A 25,296-nucleotide genomic window follows, 5' to 3' on the forward strand; every position below is an offset into this window, starting at 1 on the left:
CCAGCGGAAGAGACGCCCCGAGGAGGTTTGCCGTGCCGGTCATCACCGCGCCACACGAGTTCAACGTTGAGGATCTGTACATCGATCTCGAACACGTCGTCGGCCGTCGGCTCTACATGAAGTGCGAGGGCTTCAACTTCGCCGGGTCGATCAAGCTGAAGGCGGCGACCGAGATGGTCGACGCCGCGGAGCGGTCGGGCCTGCTCACGTCGAGCACGACGCTGGTGGAGTCCTCCTCCGGCAACCTCGGCGTGGCGCTGAGCATGATCGCCGCGAGCCGCGGGTACCGGTTCACCTGCGTCACCGACGTCCGGTGCAACCGGGCGGCGGTGCGGCTCATGGAGAGCTACGGGGCCGTGGTGCACGTGGTGACCGAGCCGGGCGCCGACGGCGGGTTCCTCGGCGCGCGGCTGGAGCACGTGCGGGACCTGTGCGCGCGGGACGAGCGGAACCTCTGGCTGAACCAGTACGCGAACCCCGGCAACTGGCGGGCGCACCACCGGACCACGGGCCCGGAGATCGTCAAGCAGTTCCCCGACGTCGAGGTGCTGTTCGTCGGGGCCGGGACCACCGGGACCCTGATGGGCTGCGCCAGGTACTTCCGCGACGAGGGGCTGCCGGTCACGGTGGTGGCGGTCGACGCGGTGGGATCGGTGACCTTCGGGACACCGCTGGCCCGCAGGCTGATCCCCGGCCTCGGCACGAGCACCCGGCCGGAGATCTTCGACCGGTCCTACGTGGACGACGTGGTGCACGTCGCCGAACCGGACTCCATCGCGATGTGCCAGGAGCTGGCGGCGCACGGGTTCCTGCTCGGCGGCTCGACCGGCACGGTGCTGGCGGGCGCGATGTCCTGGCTGGACGCCCACGAGGAGTCGCGCGGCGGCACCGCGGTGCTGATCTCGCCGGACCTCGGTGAGCGCTACCTGGACTCGATCTACGACGACAACTGGCTGCGGAGCAACTTCGACCCCGCTCCGCGGCCACCGGCAGGACGAACGAAGGGATACGCCGATGAGCGCGGTAGTCGATGAGCGCAAGGCCACCATCAAGAGACTGGCGTGCGCGGCCTTCGAGGTCGAACCGCACGAGCTGGACGACACGACGCTGTTCACCGATGACCTCGGCGTCGACTCGCTGAGCACGATCGACCTGCTGGCGAACCTGGAGACCGAGTTCGGCATCGCGATCGACCAGGACGAGCTGCCGCGCATGGTCGACCTCGACTCGGTCTACGAGGTCGTGGCGGAGTTCGCCGGGTGGTCGTCGACCGTGGACGAGAACGTCGCGGTGCGATGACCGCGCGGGTCGAGGAACGCCGCCGGGTGGTGGTGACCGGCATGGGCGTGGTGTCGAGCATCGGTGTGGGCGTCGACGCGTTCGCCGACGGCCTGCGCTCCGGTCGCAGCGGCGCCGGTCCGATCACCGCGTTCGACGCCTCGGGCTTCCCGTCCGACGTCGCCTGCGAGGTCACGGGGTTCGACCCCGACCGGTGGATCCGCACCGTCCCGGCGGCGAACCTCGGCCGGGCGAGCCGGTTCGCGGTCGCCGCCGCGCGGATGGCCGTGGAGGACGCGGGCGGCGACGCCTGCGCGCTGGGTGAACGTCGCGGCCTGGTGGTGATGGGCACGACCAGCGGCGAGTCGCAGGACGTCGACCGGCTGGCCGAGACCGCGGTCGTGGACGGCCCGGAGCGGATGGACCCGGACCTCGTCGACCGGGTGTCGGCCCAGAACCTGGCCCTGTCGATCGCCCGCGAGCTGCGGCTGTCCGATGTGGACGCCTACGTCATCGGGACGGCCTGCTCGGCGGGCAACTACGCCATCGGCGACGCGGTCGACGCGGTGCGGCTCGGCCAGGTGGACTTCGCGCTGTGCGGCGGCTCGGACGCGCTGAGCAGGCGGACGTTCGCGACCTTCCACCGGCTGGGGCTGGTCGCCCCGGACGTGTGCAGGCCGTTCGACCGCGACCGCAGGGGCATCCTCACCGGCGAGGGGTCGGCGGTGCTCGTGCTGGAGAGCCTGGACTCCGCGCTGGAGCGGGGCGCGACGATCCACGCCGAGGTGCTGGGCTACGGCCTGAACTGCGACGCCCGGCACCCGGTGTCCCCGTCGCGGTCCAGCGTCGCCAGGTGCGTGCAACTGGCGCTCGACGACGCGGGGGTGAAGCCCGACGAGGTCGACCTGATCTCCGCGCACGGCACCGGCACGAAGCTGAACGACGTGACGGAGTGCGAGGCGATCCGCGACGTCCACGGGGACGAGCCGCCGAGGACGGTGTCGATCAAGTCGATGCTCGGTCACACCATGGGCGCCGCCAGCGCGCTGGCGGCCGTCGCCAGCACGCTGGCGATCACGAGGGGGTTCATCCCCCCGACCACCAACCACCGGGTGACCGACCCCGCGTGCGGGGTCGACTGCGTGCCCAACCACGCGGTGGACGCGGATCTCCGGGTGGTGCAGAACAACGGCCTCGCCTTCGGCGGGGACAACGCGGTACTGGTGCTCGGCAAGCACGGGAGGACGGTCTGATGGCGGGCGCTGCGCCGGTGATCACGGGATGGTCGGCGGTGTCGCCGTTCGGCCACGGCCGCGAGGCCTACGCGGCGGGCGTGCGGTCGGGACGGCCGACGGCCGTCCCGGTCGACCCCGAGCGGTGGTCGGTGCCGGAGGACCGGGCGTGCCTGGTGCCCGACTTCGACGTGGAGGAACTCGTCGGCGGCAAGGGGCTCCGGCACCTCGACCGGGCGAGCGCGCTGGCGCTGGTCGCCGTCGGCGGACTGGTCGAGCAGGGCGTCGACACGGGGGAGCGCGCCGGTGTGGTGCTCGGCACCACGTCGGGCAGCGTCCAGACCGAGATGGACCACATGCGCGACTCGCTGGTGAAGAGCAGGCCGCACCTGCTGAACACCAAGACGTTGGCGAGCGGGTCGATGAACTGCGCGGCGGCCCAGTGCGCCATCCGCTACGGCATCACCGGACCGAACACCACCCTGGCCGGTGGTCGGAGCGCCGCGGTCCACGCGCTGCGCTACTCCGACAGGCTGCTCGCCGCGGGCCGGGCGGACTCGGTGATCGTCGGCGCGGTCGAGGAGTACTCGTCGGCGAGGGCCTGGCTCGCGCACCACGGCAGGGGCTCCGGGTCACCGCTGGGCGAGGGGGGCGCGTTCTTCCGGCTCGAACCGGGCTCCACGCACCGCGCGGCGCTGGCCGAGGTGCTGGGCGTCGAGACCAGGGTGTGCCTGGACGGCTCCGCCCGTCCGGCGCTGCACGACTGCGTGCGCGCGCTGCTGGACCGGGCGTCCGTGCCCGCGGCGGACGTGTGGGCCGTCGTGTCCACCACCGCGTCCGAGCCGGAGCGGGAGGCGCTGGCCGAGCTGTTCGACCTCAGGACGCTGACCCGCGTTCCCGGTGGCCACCAGATCGGCGACACCGGGGCGGCGTCCTCGGCGTTCGCCATCGCGTCCGTGCTCAGCATCGCCGAACGCCTGCCGGAGGCGGCGGGCCGACCGGTGGTGGTCGTGTCGGGCGATCCGCACGGCACCGTCGCCGCCGTCCTGCTGCGCCTGGCGGGTGAGCGCTGATGGCGGGCGTGGCGCTGGTGAGCGGCGGCTCGCGCGGCATCGGTCGGGCCTGCGTCCTGCGGCTCGCGGCCGACGGGTTCGACGTCGGGTTCTCCTACCGGTCGGACGAGGCGAGCGCGGTCGAGCTGGAGAAGGAGATCGGCGAACTCGGCGTGCGCGCGCTCGCCGCGAGGGTCGACGTCACCGACGCCGGGGCCGTCGCGGACTGGGTGGCGCGCACCGAGCGCGAACTCGGCCCGATCAGCGCGGCGGTCACGTCGGCGGGCATCGTCTCCGACGGCCTCGTGGTGTCGATGTCCTCGGCCAGGTGGGAGGACGTGCTGCGGACCAACCTGGACGGCGTCTTCCACGTCTGCCGGGCCGTGCTCTTCCCGATGGTGAAGCGGAGGTCCGGGTCGATCACCATGATCTCGTCCGTCTCCGGCGTGCACGGCAGGGCTGGGCAGGCCAACTACGCGGCGGCGAAGGCCGGGATCATCGGCTTCGCCAAGTCGCTGGCCAGGGAGGTCGGCCCCCGCGGCGTCCGGGCCAACGTCGTCGCGCCGGGACTGATCGACACCCGGATGACCGAGGACCTGTCCGAGGCGGTCCGGCGCGAGATGTCCGAGCGGATCGCGCTCGGACGGGCGGGCAGGCCGGAGGAGGTGGCGGACCTGGTGGCGTACCTGAGTTCCGACCGCGCAACGTACGTCACCGGCTCGGTCGTGGAGGTCCACGGTGGGTACGGTGCCTGAGCGGCGGGTCGTGGTCACCGGCTTCGGCGTGATCTCGGCCATCGGCAGCGGCCGGGAGGGCTTCCTCGCCGGCCTGCGGGCGGGCCGGGACGGCGCGGGACCGGTCACCGCCTTCGACACCGAGGGGTTCGCCCACGGACTGTCCTGCGAGGTCCCCGACTTCGCCGACGACGAGCGGTCCGAGTACGGCCGCGCCACGCGGATGGCCGCCGCGGCGGCCGGGATGGCCGTGCGGGACGCGGGCCTCGACCTGGAGCGGCTGCGCGGCGCCTCGGGCGTGATCGCGATCGGCACCACCGACGGCGACGCCCGCGACCTGGACGACCTGGCGGCCGTGGAGGTGGCGAAGGGCCTGGCCGACCTCGACCCGCTGCTGGCCGGACGAGCCCGGTTCAGCCGGATGCCGGTGGCCGTCGCCGACGAGCTGGGACTGGAGGACGTCGAGCTGATCACGCTGCCCGACGTCTGCGCCGCGGGCACCTACGCCATCGGCTACGGGCTGGACGCGATCCGGTCCGGGGACGCCGACTACGCGCTGTGCGGCGGCGCGGACGCCTTCTGCCGCCGGACGTTCGCCACGTTCTACCGGATGGGCGCGCTGTCCCGCGACGTGTGCAGGCCGTTCGACGTGGACCGCACGGGCGTCGTGTTCGGCGAGGGCGCCGCCGTGCTGGTGCTGGAACCGCTGGACACGGCGCTGGCCAGGGGAGCGGTCATCCACGCCGAGGTGCTCGACCACAACCTCAACTGCGACGCCTTCCACCCCACCAGGCCGGTGGGGGAGTCGGTCGCCGCGTGCATGAGCGGGGCGCTGGTCAACGCACGGGTCGCGCCGGGCGAGGTCGACCTGGTCTTCGCGCACGGCACCGGGACGCCGACCAACGACTCGATGGAGTCCGCGGCGCTCGCCGAGGTGTTCGGGAGCGGCGCGGTTCCGCCGGTGTCGGCCATCAAGTCGATGATCGGGCACACCATGGGCGCCGCGAGCGCCCACTCGTGCGTCGCCGCGCTGCTGGCGATGGAGCACGGCTTCCTGCCGCCCACCGCCAACCACCGCACCCCCGACCCGGAGTGCCCGGTGGACTGCGTGCCCAACGCGGCCAGGGAGGGCGAACCGCGAACGGTGCTGGTGAACGCCCTCGGCTTCGGCGGCTCCAACGCCGCCGTCGTCCTGCGGCGGTACCGGGACGAGGTGGTCCGGTGATCATCTCCGCGATGTCCGTGATCTCCCCGTTCGGCCTGGGGACCGGTGCGTTCGCCGACGGCGTGCTGGCGCGTGAACCCAGACTGTCCACTGTGGAGGATGATGTCCCGTTCGCCGTGCAGGGCGCGGTCGACGGGTTCGACGTCGGCGCGATCCTGGGCGAGACGAAGAACCTGGCCAACCTCGGGCGGGCGGCGGGCCTGGCCGTCGGCGCGGTCGCCCTGCTGCTGCGCGAGCACGACCTGGCCGAGTTCGAGCCCGCCGAACGGGCGCTGGTGCTCGGCGGCGGCCTGATCAGCTCGGACCGGGCGATGGGCATCATGCGCGAGTCGCTGACGAACCCGTATCCGTACCAGGTGAACACCAAGGCGTTCCCCAGCAGCGTGATGAACTACTCGGCCGCGCAGTGCGCGATCAGGTTCGGCCTCAAGGGGTCCAACTCGACGGTGACCACCGGCAGGACGACCGGCCTCTCGGTGCTGAACTACGCCAGGCGCCTGCACCGCGGGGGCCGGTCGCCGGTGGTGCTCGCCGGTGCCGTGGAGGACCTCAACCCCCGGCGCTCGTGGCTCGCCTGGCACGGCCTCGGCGCGCGCGACCCGCTCGGCGAGGGGTGCTGCGTGTTCCTGACCGAGTCCGAGGAGTCGGCGCTCGCGCACGGGAGGCGGCCCGTGGCCGAGGTGCTGGCGCTGGAGTTCGGCTACGCGCCCCGTCCGGAGGCCGCCGCGGGAGCGCTGGCCACCCGCGTCCGGCGGGCGCTGCACCGGGCGGGAGTGGCCGAGGGGGACGTGTGGGCGGCGGCGGTGTCCGGGTCGTCGTCCGCCGAACTCGCCGCCGTGGAGGCGGTGCTCGGCGCGGGAGCGCGGGTGCTGGAACCCGCGGGCCTGATCGGCGACACCGACGGGGCGTCGGCCGCGTTCCAGCTGAGCACCGCCATCGCCTGCGGGGCCGGGGGAGACGTCGCCGTCGTCACCTCGGTCGACGGCGACGGCCACGTCGGCTGCGGCGTGTTCCGCATCTTCGACCGATGACCAGTTCCGACAGCATGGAGACGAGCATGTCGCACGACCTGTCCTTTTCGGTGATCTCCGGCGCGCAGGTGGGCAAGGTCCTGCACGGGCAGGAGAAGCGCGTCGTCGAGCTGGTCGAGGCCGCGTACCTGGCGCACGGCGCCGGGCGGACGGTGAACCCGCCGTCGTACTTCCTGCGGTTCCCGGACCGGCCGACCGCGCGGATCATCGCGCTCCCCGCGTCCATCGGCGGCGACGTGAACGTCGACGGCCTGAAGTGGATCTCCAGCTTCCCGGAGAACGTGGCGAGCGGACTGCCGAGGGCCTCCGCCGTGCTGGTGCTCAACTCACCCGACACCGGGTACCCGTTCGCCTGCCTGGAGAGCTCCATCATCAGCGCCGTCCGCACGGCGGCGTCGGCCGCGCTCGCGGCGGACCGGCTGAGCCGGGGCCGGGTTCGGCCGTCACGGGTCGGCTTCATCGGCACCGGTCTCGTCGCCCGGTACGTCCACACCTACCTCACCGCGACCGGGTGGGACTTCGACGAGGTCGCCGTGCACGACCTGTCCAGCGAGCACGCCGAGGGCTTCGCGTCCTACGTGCGGGGCACCGGTGGCCGGGCGCGGGTGCGCGGCGGCGCGGAGGAGGTGGTCCGCGAGTCCGACCTGGTGGTGTTCGCGACCGTCGCGAGCGAGCCGCACGTGCACGACCCGGCGTGGTTCCGGCACAACCCGCTCGTGCTGAACGTGTCGCTGCGCGACCTGTCCCCCGAGGTGGTCCTGTCCTCGGTGAACGTCGTGGACGACGTGGAGCACTGCCTGAAGGCGAACACGTCCCCGCACCTGGCCGAGCAGGTGGTGGGCAACCGCGACTTCCTGCACGGCACCCTCCACGACGTCCTGACCGGCGCGGTGGAGGTGCCGACCGATCACCCGGTGGTGTTCTCCCCGTTCGGCCTCGGCGTGCTGGACCTCGCCGTGGGCAAGCACGTCCACGACGAGATCGCCGCGGCGGGCGAACTCCACGTCGTGCCGGACTTCTTCTCCGAGCTGCACCGCTACGGAACGCCGCGGTGACCGGTTTCGTCATCAGCGAGGTCGTCGCGAACGCCTCGGGACCGTCGACCGCCACGGTCGAGATCTCCGCCGACGAGCCCGTGCTGCGCGGCCACTACCCGCACCTCCCGATCTTCCCCGGAGTGGGCGTCGTCGAGTGCGTGCGCCGCGGCGCCCACCTCACCGCCCCCGAGGACGCCGGGCCCCTGCGGCTCGCCGCGCTGGAGTCGGTGCGCTGGCTCGCCCCGGTCTTCCCCGGCGACACCGTCCGCATCGCGCTGGACTGGCGCGGTGACGGCGCGGCGCGGTGGTGCACCGGGCACGTCAGCACCGACCGGGGGGCCGCCGCCGTGGTGCGGCTCCGCTTCCTCGCGGGGGAGTCGCGGTGATCGAGGTGACGGGCGTCCGCGCGCTGCTGCCGCACCGCTACCCCGTGCTGCTCGTCGACCGGGTGACCGAGGTGGTCGAGGGCGCCCGGCTGACGGCGGTGAAAGCGGTCACCTGCAACGAACCCTGGTACGCCGGACTGTCCGACGAGGACGACCACGCCTACCCGGAGGGGCTGCTGGTCGAGTCCTGGATGCAGGCGGCCGGGCTGCTGATCCGCCTGGGGCTCGGTCGGGTCGCCGCGCCGGGCGAGGTGATGCTGGCCGGGAAGCTGACCGACGTCGAGTTCCACCACCGGGTCCTGCCCGGCGACGTGCTCAGGCACGACGTCCGCCTGGTCAAGGACCTGGTCCACACCGTGGCCGTGGAGGGGGAGAGCCTGGTCGACGGCACGCCGGTGCTGTCGGTGTCCAGGGCGCTGCTCGCCTTCCGGCCTGAAGGAGCCGTTCAGTGATCATCCGTGACCTGACGTTCGCCAGCGGCGAGCTGATCATGCGGGGCACGCTCCACCTCCCGACCGGACCGTCCGGCCTGCCCGGTCTCGTGCTGGTGCACGGCTCCGGTCCGGGGCGGGCCTCGGGGCTCCGCGACGAGGCCGAGGCGTTCGCGGCGGCGGGCATCGCCGTGCTCGCCTACGACAAGCGGACGACGGGCTACTCGTCCACCGGCCGCGACTACTCGCTGCTGGCCGACGACGCGCTCGCCGCCGTGCGCGCGCTGCGCGCCCAACCCGAGGTCGACCCGGACAGGGTCGGCCTGTGGGGGTTCTCCGAGGGCGGCTGGGTGGCGCCGCTGGCCGCGACCCGGTCGGCGGACGTGGCGTTCGTGGTGACGCTCGGCGCGAACGGCCTCACGCCGAGCAGGCAGCAGGCCTGGGCCACCGCCGCGCACCTGCGGCGGCAGGGCGTCACCGGGTCGATGGTCGACGCGGTCGCCGACACCGGTATGCGCCAGCTCGTCGCGGGTGGGCTGTTCCCCGAGGCGCACTACGACACGGTGCCCGTGCTGGAGCGGGTGCGGCAGCCGGTGCTGGCGATCTGGGGCGAGCTGGACCGCCTCACCCCGCCGGGGGAGAGCCTGGAGATCTTCCGACGGGCCTTCGAGCGCGGCGGCAACGAGCGGTGCGCCCTCCGGACCCTGCCGGGCGCCGACCACGCCGCGCGCCGCACCACCGACGGCTACGACCGGCTGCCCGAGTTCGCCCCCGGCTACCTCGACCTGGTCACCTCGTGGGTCGTCTACGGCCCCACCGGCGCCACGACCGACGCGCCCGCGCACCAGGACGCGCGGAGCAGGCCGCTCGCCCGCGTCGCCTGGTGGGAGTCCGGCCCGGTCCAGATCGGCGCGCTGGTGGTGTTCGTGGTCGCGTTCGCCGTCGGCGGCGTTCGCGGGCCCGTCCGCTGGGGGTCGAGGTTCGGCCTCGCCGCCGTGCTCGGCTGGGTCGGCTACTTCTTCCGGCTGACCACCACCGAGAACCCCTCGGTGGGTCCGGTCGTCGGCGGCCGGTCCGTGCCCTGGCTGGTGCTGCAACTGCTGTCGGCCGGTGTGCCCGCGGCGACGGTGCTGGCCGTGCTCCGCTCCAGGGGGACGCGGACGGGTGTGCGTGTTCGGGTGCTGACCGCCGTCGGCGCGGTGTTCGTGCCGTGGGCGGCGTACTGGGGTCTGCTCAAGCCCTGACCCGTGGTGATCCCGTCCCCGACGGCGGTTCGTCGCCGTCGGGGACGGGGAACACCGGTGGCCTCGACCGCCCGGCTGCTCGCCGCGCACGAGGACACCGTGCGCGACGTCATCCACGCCTTCGACGAGCGGGGGCAGGCCCGCCCGACGGCCACCGCCCGGCCCACGGAGCCGGGCGGGCCCTTCACCCTGCCTCGCCGCGCTGACGTCGATCCGGGCCGCCAGACCTGATGGCGCCCCGATCCCCGTGATCGTGGACGACCTGTCGGCGAGCAGGACACCGGAGATCCGCGCCTGGACAACCCGGCCGACCTCAGCGGTCGACGCACCACGGGTCGTGGCCGTTGAGCGGTCGGTGGTCGGCACGGGGGTCAGCCGCCGATCGCGGCGAACGTGAGGGCCAGGAGCACCACGGCGGACAGCAGCAGGCTGGTCTGCGGTTGGTGCGGCAGGGCTCGGGTGCGCGGTCGGCGGGTGTCGGCTGGTGCGAACCAGGTGCGGAGTCCGTTCAGCAGCGCGGGCATGGTGGGCAGCGCCCCGGCCACCGCCACCGCCACCACCACGGCCGTCGAGCGGCCCGCGATGGACGTGAACGCCTGGCTGATCGCGATGTGCAGGACCGCCATCGACACGACGCCCGCGGCGCAGCACACGAGGACGGACTGGCCGGTCGTGGTCCTGGTGGTGTCGACGGCGTGGGCGCCGGGCCTGCGGGCCAGCTTGGCCTGCTTCTCGCTCTCCCGCCGCAGGCGGAACACGGAGTTGTCGATCCCGACCGCCGTGCCGATCCCCAGCATCACCAGGGCCCCCGCGGTCGCGGACGGCACCACCAGCGACAGCACCGCCGACAGCCCCACCGCCGATCTGACCGCGGTCAACCCGGCGTGCGAGGGCGTCCCGGCCGTGATCACGGCCCCGAACGCGCACAGGACGATCGCCAGACAGCCTGGTGTGTCGAGGAGTGCGGTGTTCATCCCGACCTTCCGTTCGACGGGTGCGTTTGCCTGGTCCCATGGTGGTCCCGCGCCCCCCTCGGGTCAGTGGGGAACGCACCCGCATCCCGGTAGGGCTGTCCCTACGCCTGTTCCGGTGCGGCGGACAAGCGGAACGGCCGGGAGGGGTGCACCCTCCCGGCCGTTCTCGCGCTGCTGGGTCCGACCTCACCCGACGGTCGAGCGGACGCTGGGACTGGCCGCCGCGAGCCCGGTCAGCGTGAGCATCACGCCGCTGACCGCCACCACCGTCCACGTGACCCCGAACGACTCCAGGGCGAAGCCGCCCAGCAGCGAGCCGAACGCGAGCGGACCGTAGGACAGCAGGGAGGCCACGCTGGTCACCCTGCCGAGCAGTTCCTCCGGCACGATCCGGACCAGGTGGCCGCCGACGGCGACCGTCCACACGGCACCGACGTACGCCGTCGCGCTGTAGAGGAACCCCAGCACGACGGGGTTCCCGGCGAACGCGATGAACGGGACGAGCAGCGCCCACGACAGGTTCGCGCCGATCACCAGGTGGGACAGGGCGATCCGGCGGATCCACCACGTGGCGCTCAGCGCGCCGACCACACCGCCGACGCCCGCGACGGTGACGATGATCGAGGCCACCGCCTCGGAGCGGCCGTCGTCCCGGACGATGACGAGCAGCGCCAGGAACAGCACCTGGAAGAGCAGGTTGCTCACCGCGATCAGCCCCGCGGCGGCCCTGGCGAACCTCTGCCGCCACACCCACACGATCCCCTCGGCCAGCTCCGCGAACACCCGCTGCCGCCCCGGAGCCCGCCGCGCCTGGAGCTTCTTCCTGATGAGCAGCAGCGTGGCGAGCGAGAACACGTGGGCGACGGAGGTGAACAGGAACGGCGCCCACTGCGCCACGGGGGCCAGGAACCCGGCGACGGGCTGGCCGAGCATCCCCGCCGCCCGTTCGCGGGCCTCGTTGCGCGCGCTCGCCAGGGTGAGCTGGTCGTCCTCCACGACGCTGCGAAGCGCGGCCCGCTCGGCGATCCGGTAGACCACCGTGAGGCAGCCCTCGACGAACGCCACGACGGCCAGGTGCCACATCCCGAGCCCGCCGAAGAGCATCGCGATCGGGATGCTCCCTACCGCGAGCACGCGGCCCAGGTCGCACGCGATCATCAGCCCGCGCCGGTCGAACCGGTCGACGACGATGCCCGCGGGCAGCTGGACCACCAGGTAGGGCAGCTGGGCGGCGAAGGCCACCAGACCCGCGGCGGGCGCGGATCCGGTGGCCCACAACACGATCAGCGGGTAGGCGAAGGCGCTGACGCGGGACCCCAGGAACGAGATCCCCGCGCCGCTCCACAGCAGCAGGAAGTCCCTGTTGCCGCGCAGGCTCACGGCCTGCCGGTCGGTTCCCGTGGTCACGTGCCGGAACCGTCCCCGCGCCGGCACCAGTCGAGCACCGCCATCGCGCTGTGCATCTTCGTGGTCGCCTGCGTGAACGCGATGCTGGTGGGCCCGTCGAGCACGTCAGCGGTCACCTCCTCGCCCCGGTGGGCGGGCAGGTCGTGCATGAACACCGCTCCCGGACTGCCCTCCCAGAGCCCGGCGTGCACCTGGAACGGCGCGAAGGTCCGCCGCCAGTCCGCGTCCGGCTTCACGGTGCCGGTCGTCTGCCACCGGGAGGTGTAGATGACGTCGACACCGCGCGGCAGGTGCCGCATGTCGTGCCGTTCGACCACCGAGCAGTCGTGCCGCCGCGCCTGCTCCGCCGCGGCCGCCGCGAACGGTTCCGCGAGCCCGTAACCGGGCGGGGTGCGCAGTTCCAGCTCCACACCGGGGAACCGGGTCAGGGCGAGGGCGAGGGCGGACGCGGTGTTGTTGCCCTCGCCGACGTAGAGGACGCGCAGCCCCTCGACGCGGCCGAAGTGCCGCAGCAGCGTGGTGAGGTCGGTGAGGGCCTGCGTCGGGTGCTCCTCGACGTTCATCGCGTTGACCACCGACAGGTCCGGTCCGGCGGCGAGTTCCGCCAGCCGGTCGGCGGTCAGCACCGTGCGGGCGACCAGGACGTCCAGCATCCCCGCGAGCACCTGACCGGTGTCGGCCAGGCTCTCGCCGGTGTTCGTCTGGAGGTCGCCCGGCCCGTACGTGATGACGCGGGCGCCCAGCCGCAGCGCGCCGCTGGAGAACGCGGTGCGCGTGCGGGTCGAGGTCTTCTCGAAGAAGACCCCGACGACGTCGCCGTCCAGCGGCCGTGCGGTCGGCTTCGGGTTCCGCGCGTAGTGGAGCCCCCGGTGGAGGATGTGCTCCAGGTCCGCGTCGGTCAGGTCGCCGATGGACAGCAGGTCGCGTGCTCGCGCCGTCCTCACCGCGGTCATCGGGCCCCCTCCTCGTCCATCACGGTGCCGATCAGCTCGGCCAGCTCGGCGGCCCTGGCGGGCTGGAGGATGCCGTCGTGGTCGCCCGTCACGCGGTGCACGCGCAGGCCACCGGTGGCGAGTTCCCCCCAGCGGGCCAGGTAGCTCTCGTAGGGCTGCTCCCGCAGGACGCCGTGCTTCTCGTCCGCGCACTCGTCGGTGATCACCAGGTGCACCGGTGTGGTGGTGCTCGGGTAGCGGTAGGTGTACATCGCCGCGGTCAGCGTCCGCGTCCGGTCGAGCTGGCGCCGCACGGTGGCCACGTCGGAGTCGGCGAGGGACAGCCCGGCGATGGCGAGCAGCGCCGTGAACTCCTCGTCCTCGGTCGGGACACCCCGGTCGAACAGCTCGATGAGCCGTTCGGTCAGCCAGTCCTTCTCCACCGGGTTGACCGCCGTCGCCGGGTCGCCGATCGGGTCGATCAGCACCACCGCCGCGGCAGGCCGCCCGTCCTCCGCGAGCTGCACGGCCATCTCCCAGGCGAGCGTGGCCCCGGAGGACCAGCCCAGCAGGAAGAACGGCCGCTGGTCGGGCACCTCGCGCACGTACCGGGCGCTCAGCTCGCGCAGGTCGGCGGGCCGTTCACCGGTCGACGCGGGCGCCTCGAACACCGCCAGCGACCCGCCCTCGCCCACGTGGTCGGCCAGCGGCACGAACCAGTGCCCGCTGCCGCCCTGGGGGTGCGCGCAGTACAGCGGGGGCCGGGTGCCCCTGGGCGTGAGCCACGCGAGCGCCCTCTCGTCCGCGGCACCCGGTCCGCCCGCGAGCAGCCCGGCGAGCCCGGCGATCGTGCGGTGCTCGAAGACGTCCCGCACCGAGACGGTGAAACCGCCCGCGTGCAGGGCCGAGACCAGGTTCAGCGTGCGGATCGAATCGCCGCCGAGCGCGAAGAAGTCGTCCTCCACGCCGAGGTCGTCGACGCCGAGCACGGCGCCCCAGACCTCCGCCAGGCGGACCTCGGTCCCGGTGCGCGGCGCGACGGGGGCCGTGGCCGCGAGCGCGGCGCGGTCCGGGGCGGGCAGCGCGCCGCGGTCCACCTTCCCGTTGGCCGTCAACGGCAGCGCGTCCAGCGCGACCAGCGCGGCGGGCACGAGGTGGTCGGGCAGGAGCCCGCCGACGTGCTCGCGGACGGCACCGGTGTCGGCGGTGCCGACGACGTACCCGACGAGCCTGCCCGAGGCGACCTTGGCCGCGGCGTCGCGGACACCGGGAGCGCCCAGCAGCGCGGCCTCGACCTCGCCCAGCTCGATCCGCTGGCCGCGGATCTTCACCTGGTCGTCCCGCCGCCCGATGAACTCCAGCTGGCCGTCCGGGCGGTAGCGGACCCGGTCGCCGGTGCGGTACAGCAGCTGGCCGGGGGTGGCCGAGAACGGGTCGACGACGAACGCGCGCGCCGTCCGCTCCGGGTCGTTGAGGTACCCGTGGCCCACCCCGGCGCCGCCGACGTGGAGTTCGCCGGGGATGCCGACCGGAACGGGCTGCCGGTGGACGTCCAGCACGTACAGCCGGGTGTTGCGGACGGCCCTGCCGATCGGCACCTGCGGCCGGTCGAAGGGCGTGCCGCTGGTGAGGAAGGCGTGCGTGACGTCGTCCGAGCACTCCGTCGGCCCGTAGGCGTTGACCACGTCGACGCCGGGGAACCGGGCGAACCAGCGGACGCACAGCTCCGGCGGCAGTGCCTCGCCGGTCACCAGCAGCCACCGCAGCCCGGACAGGTCCGGCGCGGCGATGCCCGCGTCCCAGCCGTCGAGCGCGGCCCGCAGCAGCGACGGCACGACCTCCAGGACCGAGACCCGCTCGCGCTCCACCCGTGCGAACAGCTCGGCGGGGTCGGCGGCGTGCGCCTTGCCCACCACGCGGACCCGACCGCCCACGACCAGCGGCGCCAGCATCTGCCACACCGACACGTCGAAGGTCAGCGGCGCGTTCTGCACGACCGCGTCGCCCGCGGTCAGACCGAGGTCCTCCACCTTGGCGAGCAGGTGGTTCACCATGCCGCGCCGGTGCACCATCGCGCCCTTGGGCTGACCGGTCGACCCGGACGTGTAGATCACGTACGCCAGGCCGAGACCACCCTCCGGGGGCGTCCTGGGCACCCACGCGTCGACCGGGTGCTCGGCGTCGTCGAGCACCCGCAGCCGCACCGGGAGCCCCTCGGTCGCCGCCACGGCGTGCTCCTCGTGCCCCGGCCCCACCAGCAGCGTGCGCACACCGCTGTCGGCCAGCAGCGTCGCGGTGCGGTGCACCGGGACCGCCGGGTCGAGCGGGAGGTACGCGCGGCCCGCGCCCATCACGCCGAGCACGGCCGCGATGAACCCCGCGCCGGGGTCGCCGAGGACCGCGACCAGCGTGCCCTCCTCGTCACCGGCCAGGTCCCGCGACACCGCGCCCGCCCTGCGGGCCAGCTCCGCGTAGGTCAGCCGCCCGCCGTCCTCGACGACGGCGACGGCGTCCGGGGTCCGGCGCACGAACTCGCGGAACCGCTCGACCAGGCCCTCGTCGCCGAGCGGCCGTTCCGTGCGGTTCCAGTCGGTGAGCTGCGTGCGGCGCTCGGCCTCGGGCAGGAACGTGGCGCGCGCGTCCCCGTCGAGGTCGAACACCATCGCCTCCAGCACGGCCCGGTACATCGCCAGCAGCCGCTCGCCGTTCTCCCTGGCCAGCACGTGCGTGTCGGTGTGCAGCAGCACCACGTCGCCCATCGCGGCGACGGTGAGGGCGAACTCGTTGGGGCTGTCGTCGATGACCGACTCCGGGTCGACGTGGCCGGTGTCCACGACGTGGAAGTCCAGGTAGATGAAGAACGTCTCGACCAGCCGCTCGGTCGCGCCGACCTCGCGGTGGATCTCGGGCAGCGGGAAGCGGCGGTGGGGCCACAGCTCGACGTGCCCGGCGAAGGTCTGCTGGACCAGCTCGCGCCAGGTCCCGGCCGACCGGTCGAACGGGAAGGGCACGGTGTTCAGGTACATGCCGTGCACCCGTTCGGCGCCGAGCACCTCCGGCCGGGCGTCGCACACCAGACCGGTGAACATCGTGGGCTCGTCGGTGAGCGTGCTCATCACCTTGAGGTAGGCGGAGTGCAGCACGCTCTTGAGCGAGACGTCGGCCTTCTTCGCCACCGCCCGCAGGTCGGTCATGATGTCCGCGCACGGCAGTTCCAGCCGGTAGGGCTCGCGCGGGCCGTCGTCACCGCGCCACGCCGACGGCAGCTCGTACCGGGGGTGCCGCGCGACGACGTCGCGCCAGTACGCCCTGGACTCCTCGGACGCCAACGACTCCAGCTCGGCGGCGACGAAGTCGGCGTACCGCACGTCCGGCATCGGCGGGGCCTCGACGGGCCTGCCGTCGCGGACCTGGTGGTAGGCCGTGAGCAGCTCCATCAGCAGCGAGTGGTAGCTCCAGCCCTCCAGGATGACGTGGCACTCGGTGATGGAGATCCACCAGCCGTCGTCGACCACGTGCACGAAGTACCGCAGCAGCGGCGGTTCCGCGAGGTCGAACAGCGTGGCGCGCTCCCGCGCGGTGAACTCGTGCAGCACGGCGGTCTGCTCGGCCGCGTCCAGCCCGCGCAGGTCGCGCGTGCCGATCGGCATCTCGGCGGTGGCGTGCACGAGCTGCATCGGCACCGAGTACCCGACCGCGTCCAGCGACGTCCGCAGGACCTCGTGCCGACGCACCAGGCTCGCCGCCGCGGCCCGCAGCGCCTGCTCGGAGAACGGGTGCTCGTCCGTGATCTTGAACGAGCAGACGTTGTGGTAGATGTTGTCCGAGCCGCCGACGAGCATCTCGACCAGCATCCCGGCCTGCACCTTCGACAGCGGGTACGCGTCGAGCACGTCGGACGGGATGAGCGCCCGGTCGACCGCTGGCACCAGCTCGAACGGCCGGACCACCGTCGTGGCGGGCGCGGGGTTCGCGGACCGGTCGAGGAACTCCGCCAGCCGGGCGACCGTCCGGTGCTCGAAGACGTCCCGCACCGCCACGTCGAACCCGTGCACCCTCAGCGTGCCGACCAGCGACACCGCGCGGATCGAGTCGCCGCCGAGGTCGAAGAACCCGTCGTGCACGCCGAGCGTGTCGATCCCGAGCACCTCGCGCCACACGGCCGCGACCCTCGTCTCGGTCACGGTGCGCGGCGCGACCACCTCGACGTCCGCGCGGATGGCGCTCTCGTCCGGTGAGGGCAGCGCGCGCTGGTCGAGCTTCCCGTTGGTGGTCAGGGGGAACCGCTCCAGCGACACGAACGCCGAGGGCACCATGTAGTCGGGCAGGACGCGGCCCAGCAGCGCCCGCAGCTCGCCGGGGTCGAGCACGGCCGGTCCGGACGGCACGAGGTAGGCCACCAGCCGCTTGTCGCCCGGCTCGTCCTCCCGCAGCACGACGACCGCGTCCCGCACCGAGGGGTGCTCCGACAGCGCGGCGACGATCTCGCCCAGCTCGATCCGGAAGCCGCGCAGCTTGACCTGCTGGTCGATCCGGCCGAGGAACTGGAGGCTGCCGTCGGGCAGGCGGCGGGCGGAGTCACCGCTGCGGTAGAGCCGCTCGTCGCCGACGAGGCCGGTCACGAACCGCTGCTCGGTCAGCTCCGGCCGGTTGAGGTAGCCGCGGGTGACCCCCGGTCCGCCGACGTGCATCTCACCCGGCAGCCCGATGGGGACCAGCTTGCCGTACCGGTCGAGCAGGTGGATGCGGGTGTCGTCGAGCGGGTAGCCGATCGGGTTGCCCGCACCCGGTGCGAAGTCGTCCTCCACGAGCCGGTGGAACGTCGAGTGCACGGTCGTCTCGGTGATGCCGTACATGTTGACCAGGGCCGGTTCGGCGAGCCCGAACCGGTCGACCCACGGCGCCAGGTCGGGCAGTTCGAGCTTCTCGCCCGCGAACACCACGGCCCGCAGCGCGAGGTGCGCGAGGCGGGGGTCGTCCAGCTCTGCCGCGGTGACGAGCGAGCGGAACGCCGACGGCGTCTGCGACAGGACGGTCACCCGGTTGGCCACCAGCAGGTCGAGGAAGTCGTCCGGCGACCGCGACACGTCGAACGGCACGACGACGAGCCGCCCGCCGTGCAGCAGCGCGCCCCACATCTCCCACACCGACACGTCGAACGCGTAGGAGTGGAACATCGACCAGACGTCGTCGCCGCCGAAGCCGTAGTGCCGCCGCGAGGAGCTGAACAGCCGCAGGACGTTGCGGTTGGTCACGCACACGCCCTTGGGCCGCCCGGTCGACCCGGACGTGTAGATCACGTAGGCCAGGTCCTCCGGCCCGCCGGTGCGGTCGGGGTCGGTGGCGGGCCGCGCGGCGATGGCCGCGGCGTCGTCGTCCAGCACGACCACGGCTCCGGTGTGGACGGACCGCACCAGGTCCAGGTGCCGGGAGGTGGTGACGACGACGGGGGTCTCGGCGTCGGAGACCATGAACCGCAGCCGGTCGGCCGGGTAGGCCGGGTCCAGCGGCAGGTAGCCCGCTCCGGACTTCGTGACGCCGACCAGGGTGGGCACGAGGTCGTCGCCGCGCTCCAGGCAGACCCCGACGAGCGACTCGGCGCCCACGCCCAGCTCGCGCAGGTGGTGGGCGAGCCGGTTGGCCCGTCCGTTCAGCTCCGCGTAGGTCAGCTCCGCGCCGCCGCACACCACGGCGACCGCGTCCGGCGTCCGGGAGACCTGCTCCTCGAACACCTCGCGCAGACCGCGGTCGTCCCGCACGACCGAGACCGCCGAGTCGTCCAGGAGCACCCGGAGCTCTTCGTCCAGCAGGAAGTCCAGCGAGCGCACGTCGGTGTCGGGGTTCGCCGCGATGCTGTCCAGCAGCCGGGCGAAGTGCCCGGCCAGCCGCCGCACCGTGGCCTCCTCGAACAGGTCGGTGGAGTACTCGACCTGGCCGCCGAGCCCGCCGTCCGGGAGTTCGGCGACCTGCATCGCGAGGTCGAACTTGGCCACCCGCCAGGAGAGGTCGACGTGCTCGACGGCCAGCCCCGCCACCTCGGAGCCGCCGGCGGGCGCGTCGTGCATCGTGAACGCGACCTGGAACAGCGGGGTGACCGACATGTCGCGCTCGGGCTGGATCTCGTCGACCAGGCGGGCGAACGGCACCGCCTGGTGGTCGAACGCCTCCAGGACGTTGACCCGGTTGCGCACCAGCATGTCCTGGAACGACGGGGACCCCTCGATCCGCATCCGCAGCACCAGGTTGTTGATCACGTAGCCGCACAGCCCGGTCAGGTCGGGGTGGGTGCGGCCGGACGCGACGGTGCCCACGGCGACGTCGTCCTGGCCGGTGTAGCGGGCCAGCAGGCACTGGAAGGCCGTCAGCAGCACCATGAACCGCGTGGCGTTGTGGTCCTTCGCCAGCACGTCGAGCACCCGGACCGTCTCCGGTCGGAGGCTGAACGGCACCGAGGCGCCGTGCCAGCGGCGCACCGGGGGTCGGGGCCGGTCGGTCGGCAGGTCGAGCCGGGGCAGGTCGGCCAGCGCGGTGCGCCACCACCACAGGTGGTGCTCCAGGGCCCGGTCGGACTGCCACTCCTGCTGCCACGCGGCGTAGTCCGCGTACTGCACCGGGACGGGCGGCAGCGGCGACGGCTGACCCGCGTGGAACGCCGAGTACAGCGCGCCCAGCTCGGCCAGCACCAGCTCCTGCGACCTCGCGTCCGAGGCGATGTGGTGGAACACCGCGACCAGCAGGTGCTCGGTCGTGCTGATCCGCAGCAGGCTCAGCCGCAGCGGGAGGTCGCGCTCCAGGGCGAACGGGACCAGTGCCTCCCGCTCGGCCGCCGCCATCGCGGCGGCCTCGCGGTCCTCGGCGGGCAGGTCGCGGAAGTCGACGACCGTCCACTCCGGAGGCTCCGGCGGCAGCACCACCTGGCTCGGCTCGCCCCCGACCACCTCGTAGCGGGTGCGCAGGATCTCGTGCCTGGCGACCAGCTCGGCCCACGCGCCGCGCAGCGCCCCCTCGTCCAGCGGGCCGCGCAGGCGCAGCACCAGCGGTACCAGGTACTCCGGGCTGTCCGGGTCGAGCTGGTTGAGGAACCACAGCTGGCGCTGCCCGAAGGACAGGGGGAGCGGCTTGTCCCGGTCGGCCCTGCCGATCGAGACCCGGTTGCCGATGACCCCTCCCGCCATCCGCCTGCGGATCAGCTCCTCGCGGTACGCCTCGGTCTCCTGTCCTGCGCTCATGCCTGCCATCCCTCGGTCCGCTTCGTCTCGGCCACCACGTCGGCCGCGCTGAGCCGGTCCACGTCAGCCCTGATCTCGTTCTCGACGGCACTCGCCAGACCGGCGACCGTCGGCTGGTCGAACAGCACCCGGATGCCGACCTCGACCCCGAACCTCTCCTGGATCATCGACACGACCCTGGTCGCGGAGATCGAGTGCCCGCCGAGTTCGAAGAAGTTGCCGTGCACCCCCACCTCGCCGGGCAGCACCTCGGCCCAGATGTCCGCGATGGCCCGCTCCAGCACGGTCCGGGGGGCGTCGTGCCCGCCCGCGTCGCCCGCCCGCGGGCCCGGTGCGGGCAGCGCGCGGTGGTCGACCTTGCCGTTGGCGTTGAGCGGGAGCGCTTCCAGCGGCACGAACACGTCCGGGACCTGGTGCCGCGGCATGGTCTCGCCGAGCGACTCCCGCAGCCCGGACACGTCGGTCCCCACGTAGTAGGCGACCAGCCGCTGGTCGTCCAGCACCACCACGGCCTCCCGGACGCCGGGCAGCGCCAGCAGCGCCGCCTCGACCTCGCCGAGCTCGACGCGGTAGCCGCGGATCTTCACCTGGTCGTCGGCGCGACCGCGGAACTCCACGGCGCCGGTCCCCGTCACGCGCCCGAGGTCACCGGTGCGGTAGAGCCGCGAGCCGGGCCGCCCGTACGGGTCGGGGACGAACTTCTCCGCGGTCAGCGCCGGGTTCCCCGCGTACCCGCGGGCCACGCCGACACCACCGACGAAGACCTCCCCGACGGCGCCGATCGGCACGGGCTCCAGGTGCTCGTCCAGCACGTACATCGTCGTGTTGGGGATCGGCCGCCCGATGGACAGGAACTCGCCGGCCCACGGCTCGCCCGCGTGGAACACCGAGTTGCCCACGGTGATCTCGGTCGGGCCGTACTCGGCGGCGAACCGGGCGTCCGGCCTGCCGGTCACCTCGCGCCAGCGGTCGACCATCGTCGCGGGCACGCGGTCACCGGCCACCACGACCAGGTCCGCCAGGGGAGCGGGAGCGCGCGCCTCCAGCTGGTGCGTCACCAGTTCCAGCTGCGCGGGCGCCAGCTTGACGAAGCTGAACGGACCGGCGTCGGCCAGCGTCGCCCCCAGCTTGGTCAGGTCGAGGTCCTGCGGGAGCAGGTGCACCGGCTGACCGGTCATCAGCGGCGTCCAGAGGTTCGGCATCCCCAGGTCGAAGGCGATCGACGAGAACAGCGGCGCACCGCCGGTCCCGTGCGAGGCGTAGGCGTCGGCCGTCCACCGCAGGTAGTTCGCCAGCCCGCGGTGGGGCACCGCGACGCCCTTCGGCCGACCGGTCGACCCCGAGGTGTAGATGACGTACGCGAGCCGGTCGAGGTCGTCGGGGACCCACGGCGGCGTGGCGGGGGCCGCGGCGACCTCCGCGTGGTCGTGGTCGAGGAGCAGCCGCCCGCCCGCGAAGCCCTCCGCCAGCTCGGCGAGCCGCGAGTCCGTCAGGACGACCTCGGCCCCGGAGTCGGCCAGCACCAGCGCCACCCGCTCGGCGGGGAACGACGGGTCGAGCGGCACGAACGCCGCACCGGCCTTCCACGCGCCGAGCAGGCAGGCCACCAGGTCGACCCCGCGGTCCAGCAGGACGCCGACCACCGACTCGACGCCGACCCCGCGGGAGCGCAGCAGGTTCGCGATCCGGTTCGCCCGCTCGTCCAGCTCGCCGTACGTCGTCGTCCGGCCGCTCGCCACCAGCGCGACGGCGTCCGGCCGCCGGGCGGCCCGCGTGGCGAACACCCGGTGCACGGGCAGGCCCTCGGTGGGCAGGAGCGTGTCGTTCCAGTCCCGCACCAGCAGGTCGCGCTCCTCCCGCGTCACGACGTCCACCTCGGACACCGGGCGGTCGGGGGAGTCGGTGAGGGCTTGGGCCAGGTGGACGAAGTTCGCCGCCATCCGCCGGACCGTGTCCTCGTCGAACAGCGCGGTCGCGTACTCGAAGACGCCCTGCACCGTGCCGTCGGCGCGCTTGCGCACGATCAGCGTGAGGTCGGTCTTCGCGGTGTTCCAGAGCGCCCGCATCGTCTCGTCGTCGACCGACTCGGAGTTCGTCGACGACAGCGCCTCGTCGTGCAGGTCGAAGATCACCTGGTACAGCGGGGTCCTGGACAGGTCGCGGTCGGTCCGGGCCTGCTCGACGAGCCGCTCGAACGGGATGTCGGAGTGCGCGAACGCGGCCAGGCAGGTCGCCCGGACCGCCGCCAGCGCCTCGGTGAACGTCTGCTCGGGGCGCACACCGGCGCGCAGCACGAGCGAGTTGAGGAAGAAGCCCACCACCTCCTCGACCTCCGCGCGGGTCCGCCCCTCGATCGGCGTGCCGACGGCGACGTCCCACCCGCGGCTGTAGCGGGCCAGCAGCACGTGGAAGACGGTCAGCAGGGCCATGAACGGGGTCGCGCCCTGCTCCCTGCCCCGCTCGAAGAGGGCCTTCGCCGTGTCCACCGGCACGGCGAACTCCAGCGCGGCACCCCGCGAGTCCCGTTCCGCCGCACGGGGTCGGTCCACGGGGAGGTCCAGCGGTCGCAGCCCCTCCAGCGCCGTCCGCCAGTACTCCGACTGGGCGGCGAACACGTCGTCGGTCAGCGCCTGCCGCTGCCAGATCGCGTGGTCCGCGTACTGGAGCGTCGGCGCGGGCAGTTCCTCGCCCGCGCACAGCCGCGTGAACTCGTCCGACAGCACGACCATCGACCGGCCGTCGCAGGCGATGTGGTGGGCCGTCACCAGGAGCGTGCCGCCGCCGTCGGCGTGCCGGACGAGCAGCGCCCGCCACACCGGCCCGCGCTCCAGGTCGAAGCCCAGCGCCAGTTCGTCGCGGAACAGGGTGACCGGGTCGCCGGTGCGGGTCCGCAGCTCGACCGGCGCGGGCGGGTCGATCACCTGGTACGGCTCGCCGTCCTCCAGCACGTACCGGGTCCGCAGCACCTCGTGCCGGACCGCCAGTGCGTTCAACGCCCTCCGCACGGTCGCCTCGTCGGTCTCGGCGGACACGGTCAGGAAGAGCGGGACGGTGTACTCCGGGTCGCCCGCGCGCAGCTTCTCCAGGAACCACAGGCGCTGCTGCCCGAACGACAGCGGCACGCGCGGGCCGCGGGGGAGCGCGACCGGGGCCGTGCCCGCACCGTCCTGTTCGGACAGCAGCCGCGCCTGCGACCGCACGGTCGTCGAGGCGAACAGCGTGGCCACCTCGACGCGGCGGCCCGAGAGCGCCCTGAGCCGCTCGGCCAGCCGGGTGATCAGCAGCGAGTGCCCGCCGAGCTGGAAGAAGTCGTCGTCGAGGCCGATCCGGTCGACGCCGAGCAGCTCGGACCAGATGTCGGCCACCATCCGCTCCGCCGCCGAACCCGGTCGCGCGTAGGCGGGGCCGCCGACGGACCCGGTGATGTCGAGCGCCCGCAGCGCGGTGCGGTCCACCTTGCCGCTCACCGTGAGGGGCAGGTCCGCGACCAGCACGAACACCGTGGGGACCAGGTACTCCGGGAGCCGCTTGCGCAGGAACGCCCGCAGCGCGCTCGGGCCCACCTCGTCGTCGTCCGCGACGACGTAGGCGACCAGCCGCTTGCTGCCCTGGTTGTCCGGCACCCCGAGCACGACGCAGGCCCGCACACCGGGGTGCGCCTGGACCGCGATCTCGATCTCGGCGGGCTCGATCCGCACCCCGCTGATCTTGAGCTGGTCGTCGAGCCTGCCGAGGTACTCCAGCACGCCGTCGGACCGCCACCGCGCGCGGTCACCCGTGCGGTACAGCCGGGAACCCGGCGGCCCGATCGGGTCTGGCACGAACCTCTCCGCCGTCATCGCGGTCCTGCCGAGGTAGCCGAGCGCGACCCCCGCGCCGCCGAGGTGCAGCTCGCCGGGCACGCCGATGGGCGCGAACTCCCCGTTCTCGTCCAGCACCAGCACGTGGGCGCCGGTGATGGGCCTGCCGATGGGCACCGGCCCGGTGGTCTGCTCGGGGTCGCACCGGTACGCGGTCGCGTCGATCGAGCACTCGGTCGGCCCGTAGGTGTTCCACGTCTCGACCGGGAGCTGGGCCCACAGCTGCTGGAGCAGCTCGGCGTGCAGCGCCTCGCCCGCCGAGAACAGCAGCCGCAACGACGTGCAGTCGCGCAGACCCGGCTCGGCGACGAGCAGCCGCAGCACCGAGGGCACGACCTGGAGCACGGTCACCCGGTGCCGCACGACCGCCGCGAGCATCGTGGCCGGGTCGCGTTCGGCGCCGACGGGCGCCAGCACGACCGCGCCACCGCTCACCAGCGGGGCGAACACCTCCCACGCCGCGGCGTCGAAGCTCAGGCTGGTCTTCTGGAGGACCCGGTCGTCGGCCGACAGCCCGTGGGTCTCGACCGTCCAGCCGACCCGGTTCGCGATGCCCGCGTGCGAGATCACGACCCCCTTGGGCGTGCCCGTCGACCCCGAGGTGTGGATGACGTAGGCCGGGTCGCCCATCGTGGCCGCGCTCGCCACCACCCCGTCCGCCTCGTCCAGCAGTGCCGGGAGCGACCGCGAGGTCAGCACGCACTCGCAGCCGGTGTTGGCGAGGATGGCGGCCGACCGCTCCTCCGGGTGCTCGGGGTCGAGCGGGACGTAGGCGGCACCCGCCTTCCAGATGCCCAGCAGCGCCACCACGAGGTCGACGCCGCGGCGCATCCGGACGCCGACGACGGAGCCGTTGCCGTTGCCGCGGGCGCGCAGCGCGGCGGCCAGTAGCCCGGACCGGTGGTCCAGGGCGGAGTAGGTGATCTCCTGCCGGTCGTCGAGGACGGCGACCGCGTCGGGCGTCCTGGCCACCTGGTCGGCGAAGAGGTCCGGCAGCGTGCGGCTCACGGGCGTCCCGCTTCGAGTCGCGTGCGCAGGCTCAGCGGCCGCAGGTCCGTCCACTCCCGCGAGATGCGGTCCAGGCACTCCTGCTTGCTCGCGGGCTCCCCGTCGGCCGACCAGCCCGCGGGCAGGTCGCGGTCGGCGGGCCAGAGGGAGTACTGCTCCTCGTCGTTCACCACGACCCGGTAAGCCGGACCGTTGTCGAGTTGGTCGGTCATGAGCCTCTCGTCTTTCCTGAAGTG

Annotated in this window: 18 protein-coding genes; 12 read left to right on the forward strand and 6 right to left on the reverse strand. The window is 73.4% G+C overall.

What is annotated here, in order from left to right:
* The first annotated feature begins 32 nt into the window (after positions 1-32).
* Genes sbnA through AC156L_RS08025 form a run of 12 tightly spaced genes read left to right on the forward strand, consistent with a single transcriptional unit; the run spans position 33 to position 9,881 of the window.
* Positions 33-1,034 carry a 2,3-diaminopropionate biosynthesis protein SbnA gene (gene sbnA, locus AC156L_RS07970; protein ID WP_330873887.1) on the forward strand — a complete coding sequence of 334 codons (1,002 nt, stop codon included), beginning with the start codon at positions 33-35 and terminating at the stop codon, positions 1,032-1,034.
* Entirely contained in the window at positions 1,015-1,299 is a 285-nt protein-coding gene (locus tag AC156L_RS07975) for an acyl carrier protein (RefSeq protein ID WP_330873888.1), read from the forward strand. Before sbnA ends, AC156L_RS07975 begins: the two co-directional genes overlap by 20 nt.
* Positions 1,296-2,531 carry a beta-ketoacyl-[acyl-carrier-protein] synthase family protein gene (locus tag AC156L_RS07980; RefSeq protein WP_330873889.1) on the forward strand — a complete coding sequence of 412 codons (1,236 nt, stop codon included), beginning with the start codon at positions 1,296-1,298 and terminating at the stop codon, positions 2,529-2,531. The genes AC156L_RS07975 and AC156L_RS07980 overlap by 4 nt, the downstream gene beginning before the upstream one ends.
* Entirely contained in the window at positions 2,531-3,583 is a 1,053-nt protein-coding gene (locus tag AC156L_RS07985) for a beta-ketoacyl synthase N-terminal-like domain-containing protein (RefSeq protein WP_330873890.1), read from the forward strand. The genes AC156L_RS07980 and AC156L_RS07985 overlap by 1 nt, the downstream gene beginning before the upstream one ends.
* Positions 3,583-4,317: a 3-oxoacyl-ACP reductase FabG gene (gene fabG, locus AC156L_RS07990; protein WP_330873891.1), complete on the forward strand. Its 735-nt coding sequence runs from the start codon at positions 3,583-3,585 to the stop codon at positions 4,315-4,317. Before AC156L_RS07985 ends, fabG begins: the two co-directional genes overlap by 1 nt.
* Positions 4,301-5,521, forward strand: coding sequence for a beta-ketoacyl-[acyl-carrier-protein] synthase family protein (locus AC156L_RS07995; RefSeq protein WP_330873892.1), 1,221 nt, complete (start codon positions 4,301-4,303; stop codon positions 5,519-5,521). Before fabG ends, AC156L_RS07995 begins: the two co-directional genes overlap by 17 nt.
* On the forward strand, positions 5,518-6,552 hold the full coding sequence (locus tag AC156L_RS08000; RefSeq protein WP_330873893.1) for a beta-ketoacyl synthase N-terminal-like domain-containing protein: 1,035 nt from the start codon (positions 5,518-5,520) through the stop codon (positions 6,550-6,552). Before AC156L_RS07995 ends, AC156L_RS08000 begins: the two co-directional genes overlap by 4 nt.
* Positions 6,549-7,607, forward strand: a complete 1,059-nt coding sequence (gene sbnB, locus AC156L_RS08005; protein ID WP_330873894.1) for a 2,3-diaminopropionate biosynthesis protein SbnB — start codon at positions 6,549-6,551, stop codon at positions 7,605-7,607. The genes AC156L_RS08000 and sbnB overlap by 4 nt, the downstream gene beginning before the upstream one ends.
* On the forward strand, positions 7,604-7,975 hold the full coding sequence (locus AC156L_RS08010; RefSeq protein WP_330873895.1) for an ApeI family dehydratase: 372 nt from the start codon (positions 7,604-7,606) through the stop codon (positions 7,973-7,975). Before sbnB ends, AC156L_RS08010 begins: the two co-directional genes overlap by 4 nt.
* Positions 7,972-8,427, forward strand: coding sequence for a 3-hydroxyacyl-ACP dehydratase FabZ family protein (locus AC156L_RS08015; protein ID WP_330873896.1), 456 nt, complete (start codon positions 7,972-7,974; stop codon positions 8,425-8,427). The genes AC156L_RS08010 and AC156L_RS08015 overlap by 4 nt, the downstream gene beginning before the upstream one ends.
* Positions 8,424-9,650 carry an alpha/beta hydrolase family protein gene (locus AC156L_RS08020; protein ID WP_330873897.1) on the forward strand — a complete coding sequence of 409 codons (1,227 nt, stop codon included), beginning with the start codon at positions 8,424-8,426 and terminating at the stop codon, positions 9,648-9,650. Before AC156L_RS08015 ends, AC156L_RS08020 begins: the two co-directional genes overlap by 4 nt.
* A gap of 57 nt (positions 9,651-9,707) precedes the next feature.
* Entirely contained in the window at positions 9,708-9,881 is a 174-nt protein-coding gene (locus AC156L_RS08025; protein ID WP_330873898.1) for a hypothetical protein, read from the forward strand.
* Positions 9,882-10,021: 140 nt separating this feature from the next.
* Here AC156L_RS08025 and AC156L_RS08030 read toward each other — a convergent pair whose 3' ends face one another.
* The 6 genes from AC156L_RS08030 to AC156L_RS08055 all read right to left on the reverse strand — a co-directional run bounded on the left by AC156L_RS08030 (position 10,022) and on the right by AC156L_RS08055 (position 25,272).
* Positions 10,022-10,624: an MMPL family transporter gene (locus tag AC156L_RS08030; RefSeq protein ID WP_330873899.1), complete on the reverse strand. Its 603-nt coding sequence runs from the start codon at positions 10,622-10,624 to the stop codon at positions 10,022-10,024.
* Positions 10,625-10,810: 186 nt separating this feature from the next.
* Complete coding sequence (locus tag AC156L_RS08035; protein WP_330873900.1) at positions 10,811-12,031, reverse strand: MFS transporter; 1,221 nt, start codon at positions 12,029-12,031, stop codon at positions 10,811-10,813.
* A complete protein-coding gene (locus AC156L_RS08040) occupies positions 12,028-12,984 on the reverse strand; it encodes an ornithine carbamoyltransferase (RefSeq protein ID WP_330873901.1) in 957 nt (318 codons plus the stop codon). Before AC156L_RS08040 ends, AC156L_RS08035 begins: the two co-directional genes overlap by 4 nt.
* Entirely contained in the window at positions 12,981-20,192 is a 7,212-nt protein-coding gene (locus AC156L_RS08045; protein ID WP_330873902.1) for an amino acid adenylation domain-containing protein, read from the reverse strand. The genes AC156L_RS08040 and AC156L_RS08045 overlap by 4 nt, the downstream gene beginning before the upstream one ends.
* Positions 20,189-25,060 carry an amino acid adenylation domain-containing protein gene (locus AC156L_RS08050; protein ID WP_330873903.1) on the reverse strand — a complete coding sequence of 1,624 codons (4,872 nt, stop codon included), beginning with the start codon at positions 25,058-25,060 and terminating at the stop codon, positions 20,189-20,191. Before AC156L_RS08050 ends, AC156L_RS08045 begins: the two co-directional genes overlap by 4 nt.
* Positions 25,057-25,272: an MbtH family protein gene (locus AC156L_RS08055; protein WP_330873904.1), complete on the reverse strand. Its 216-nt coding sequence runs from the start codon at positions 25,270-25,272 to the stop codon at positions 25,057-25,059. The genes AC156L_RS08050 and AC156L_RS08055 overlap by 4 nt, the downstream gene beginning before the upstream one ends.
* Positions 25,273-25,296 lie beyond the last annotated feature (24 nt).

The sequence above is a fragment of the Umezawaea sp. genome, assembly GCF_057122925.1.

Coding starts and splice junctions, on each gene's coding strand:
- fabG (WP_330873891.1), top strand. CDS start 3,583: ATGGCGGGCGTGGCGCTGGTGAGCGGCGGCTCGCGCGGCATCGGTCGG.
- AC156L_RS07980 (WP_330873889.1), top strand. CDS start 1,296: ATGACCGCGCGGGTCGAGGAACGCCGCCGGGTGGTGGTGACCGGCATG.
- AC156L_RS08030 (WP_330873899.1), bottom strand. CDS start 10,624: ATGAACACCGCACTCCTCGACACACCAGGCTGTCTGGCGATCGTCCTG.
- AC156L_RS07975 (WP_330873888.1), top strand. CDS start 1,015: ATGAGCGCGGTAGTCGATGAGCGCAAGGCCACCATCAAGAGACTGGCG.
- AC156L_RS08055 (WP_330873904.1), bottom strand. CDS start 25,272: ATGACCGACCAACTCGACAACGGTCCGGCTTACCGGGTCGTGGTGAAC.
- AC156L_RS08045 (WP_330873902.1), bottom strand. CDS start 20,192: ATGAGCGCAGGACAGGAGACCGAGGCGTACCGCGAGGAGCTGATCCGC.
- AC156L_RS08040 (WP_330873901.1), bottom strand. CDS start 12,984: ATGACCGCGGTGAGGACGGCGCGAGCACGCGACCTGCTGTCCATCGGC.
- AC156L_RS07985 (WP_330873890.1), top strand. CDS start 2,531: ATGGCGGGCGCTGCGCCGGTGATCACGGGATGGTCGGCGGTGTCGCCG.
- sbnB (WP_330873894.1), top strand. CDS start 6,549: ATGACCAGTTCCGACAGCATGGAGACGAGCATGTCGCACGACCTGTCC.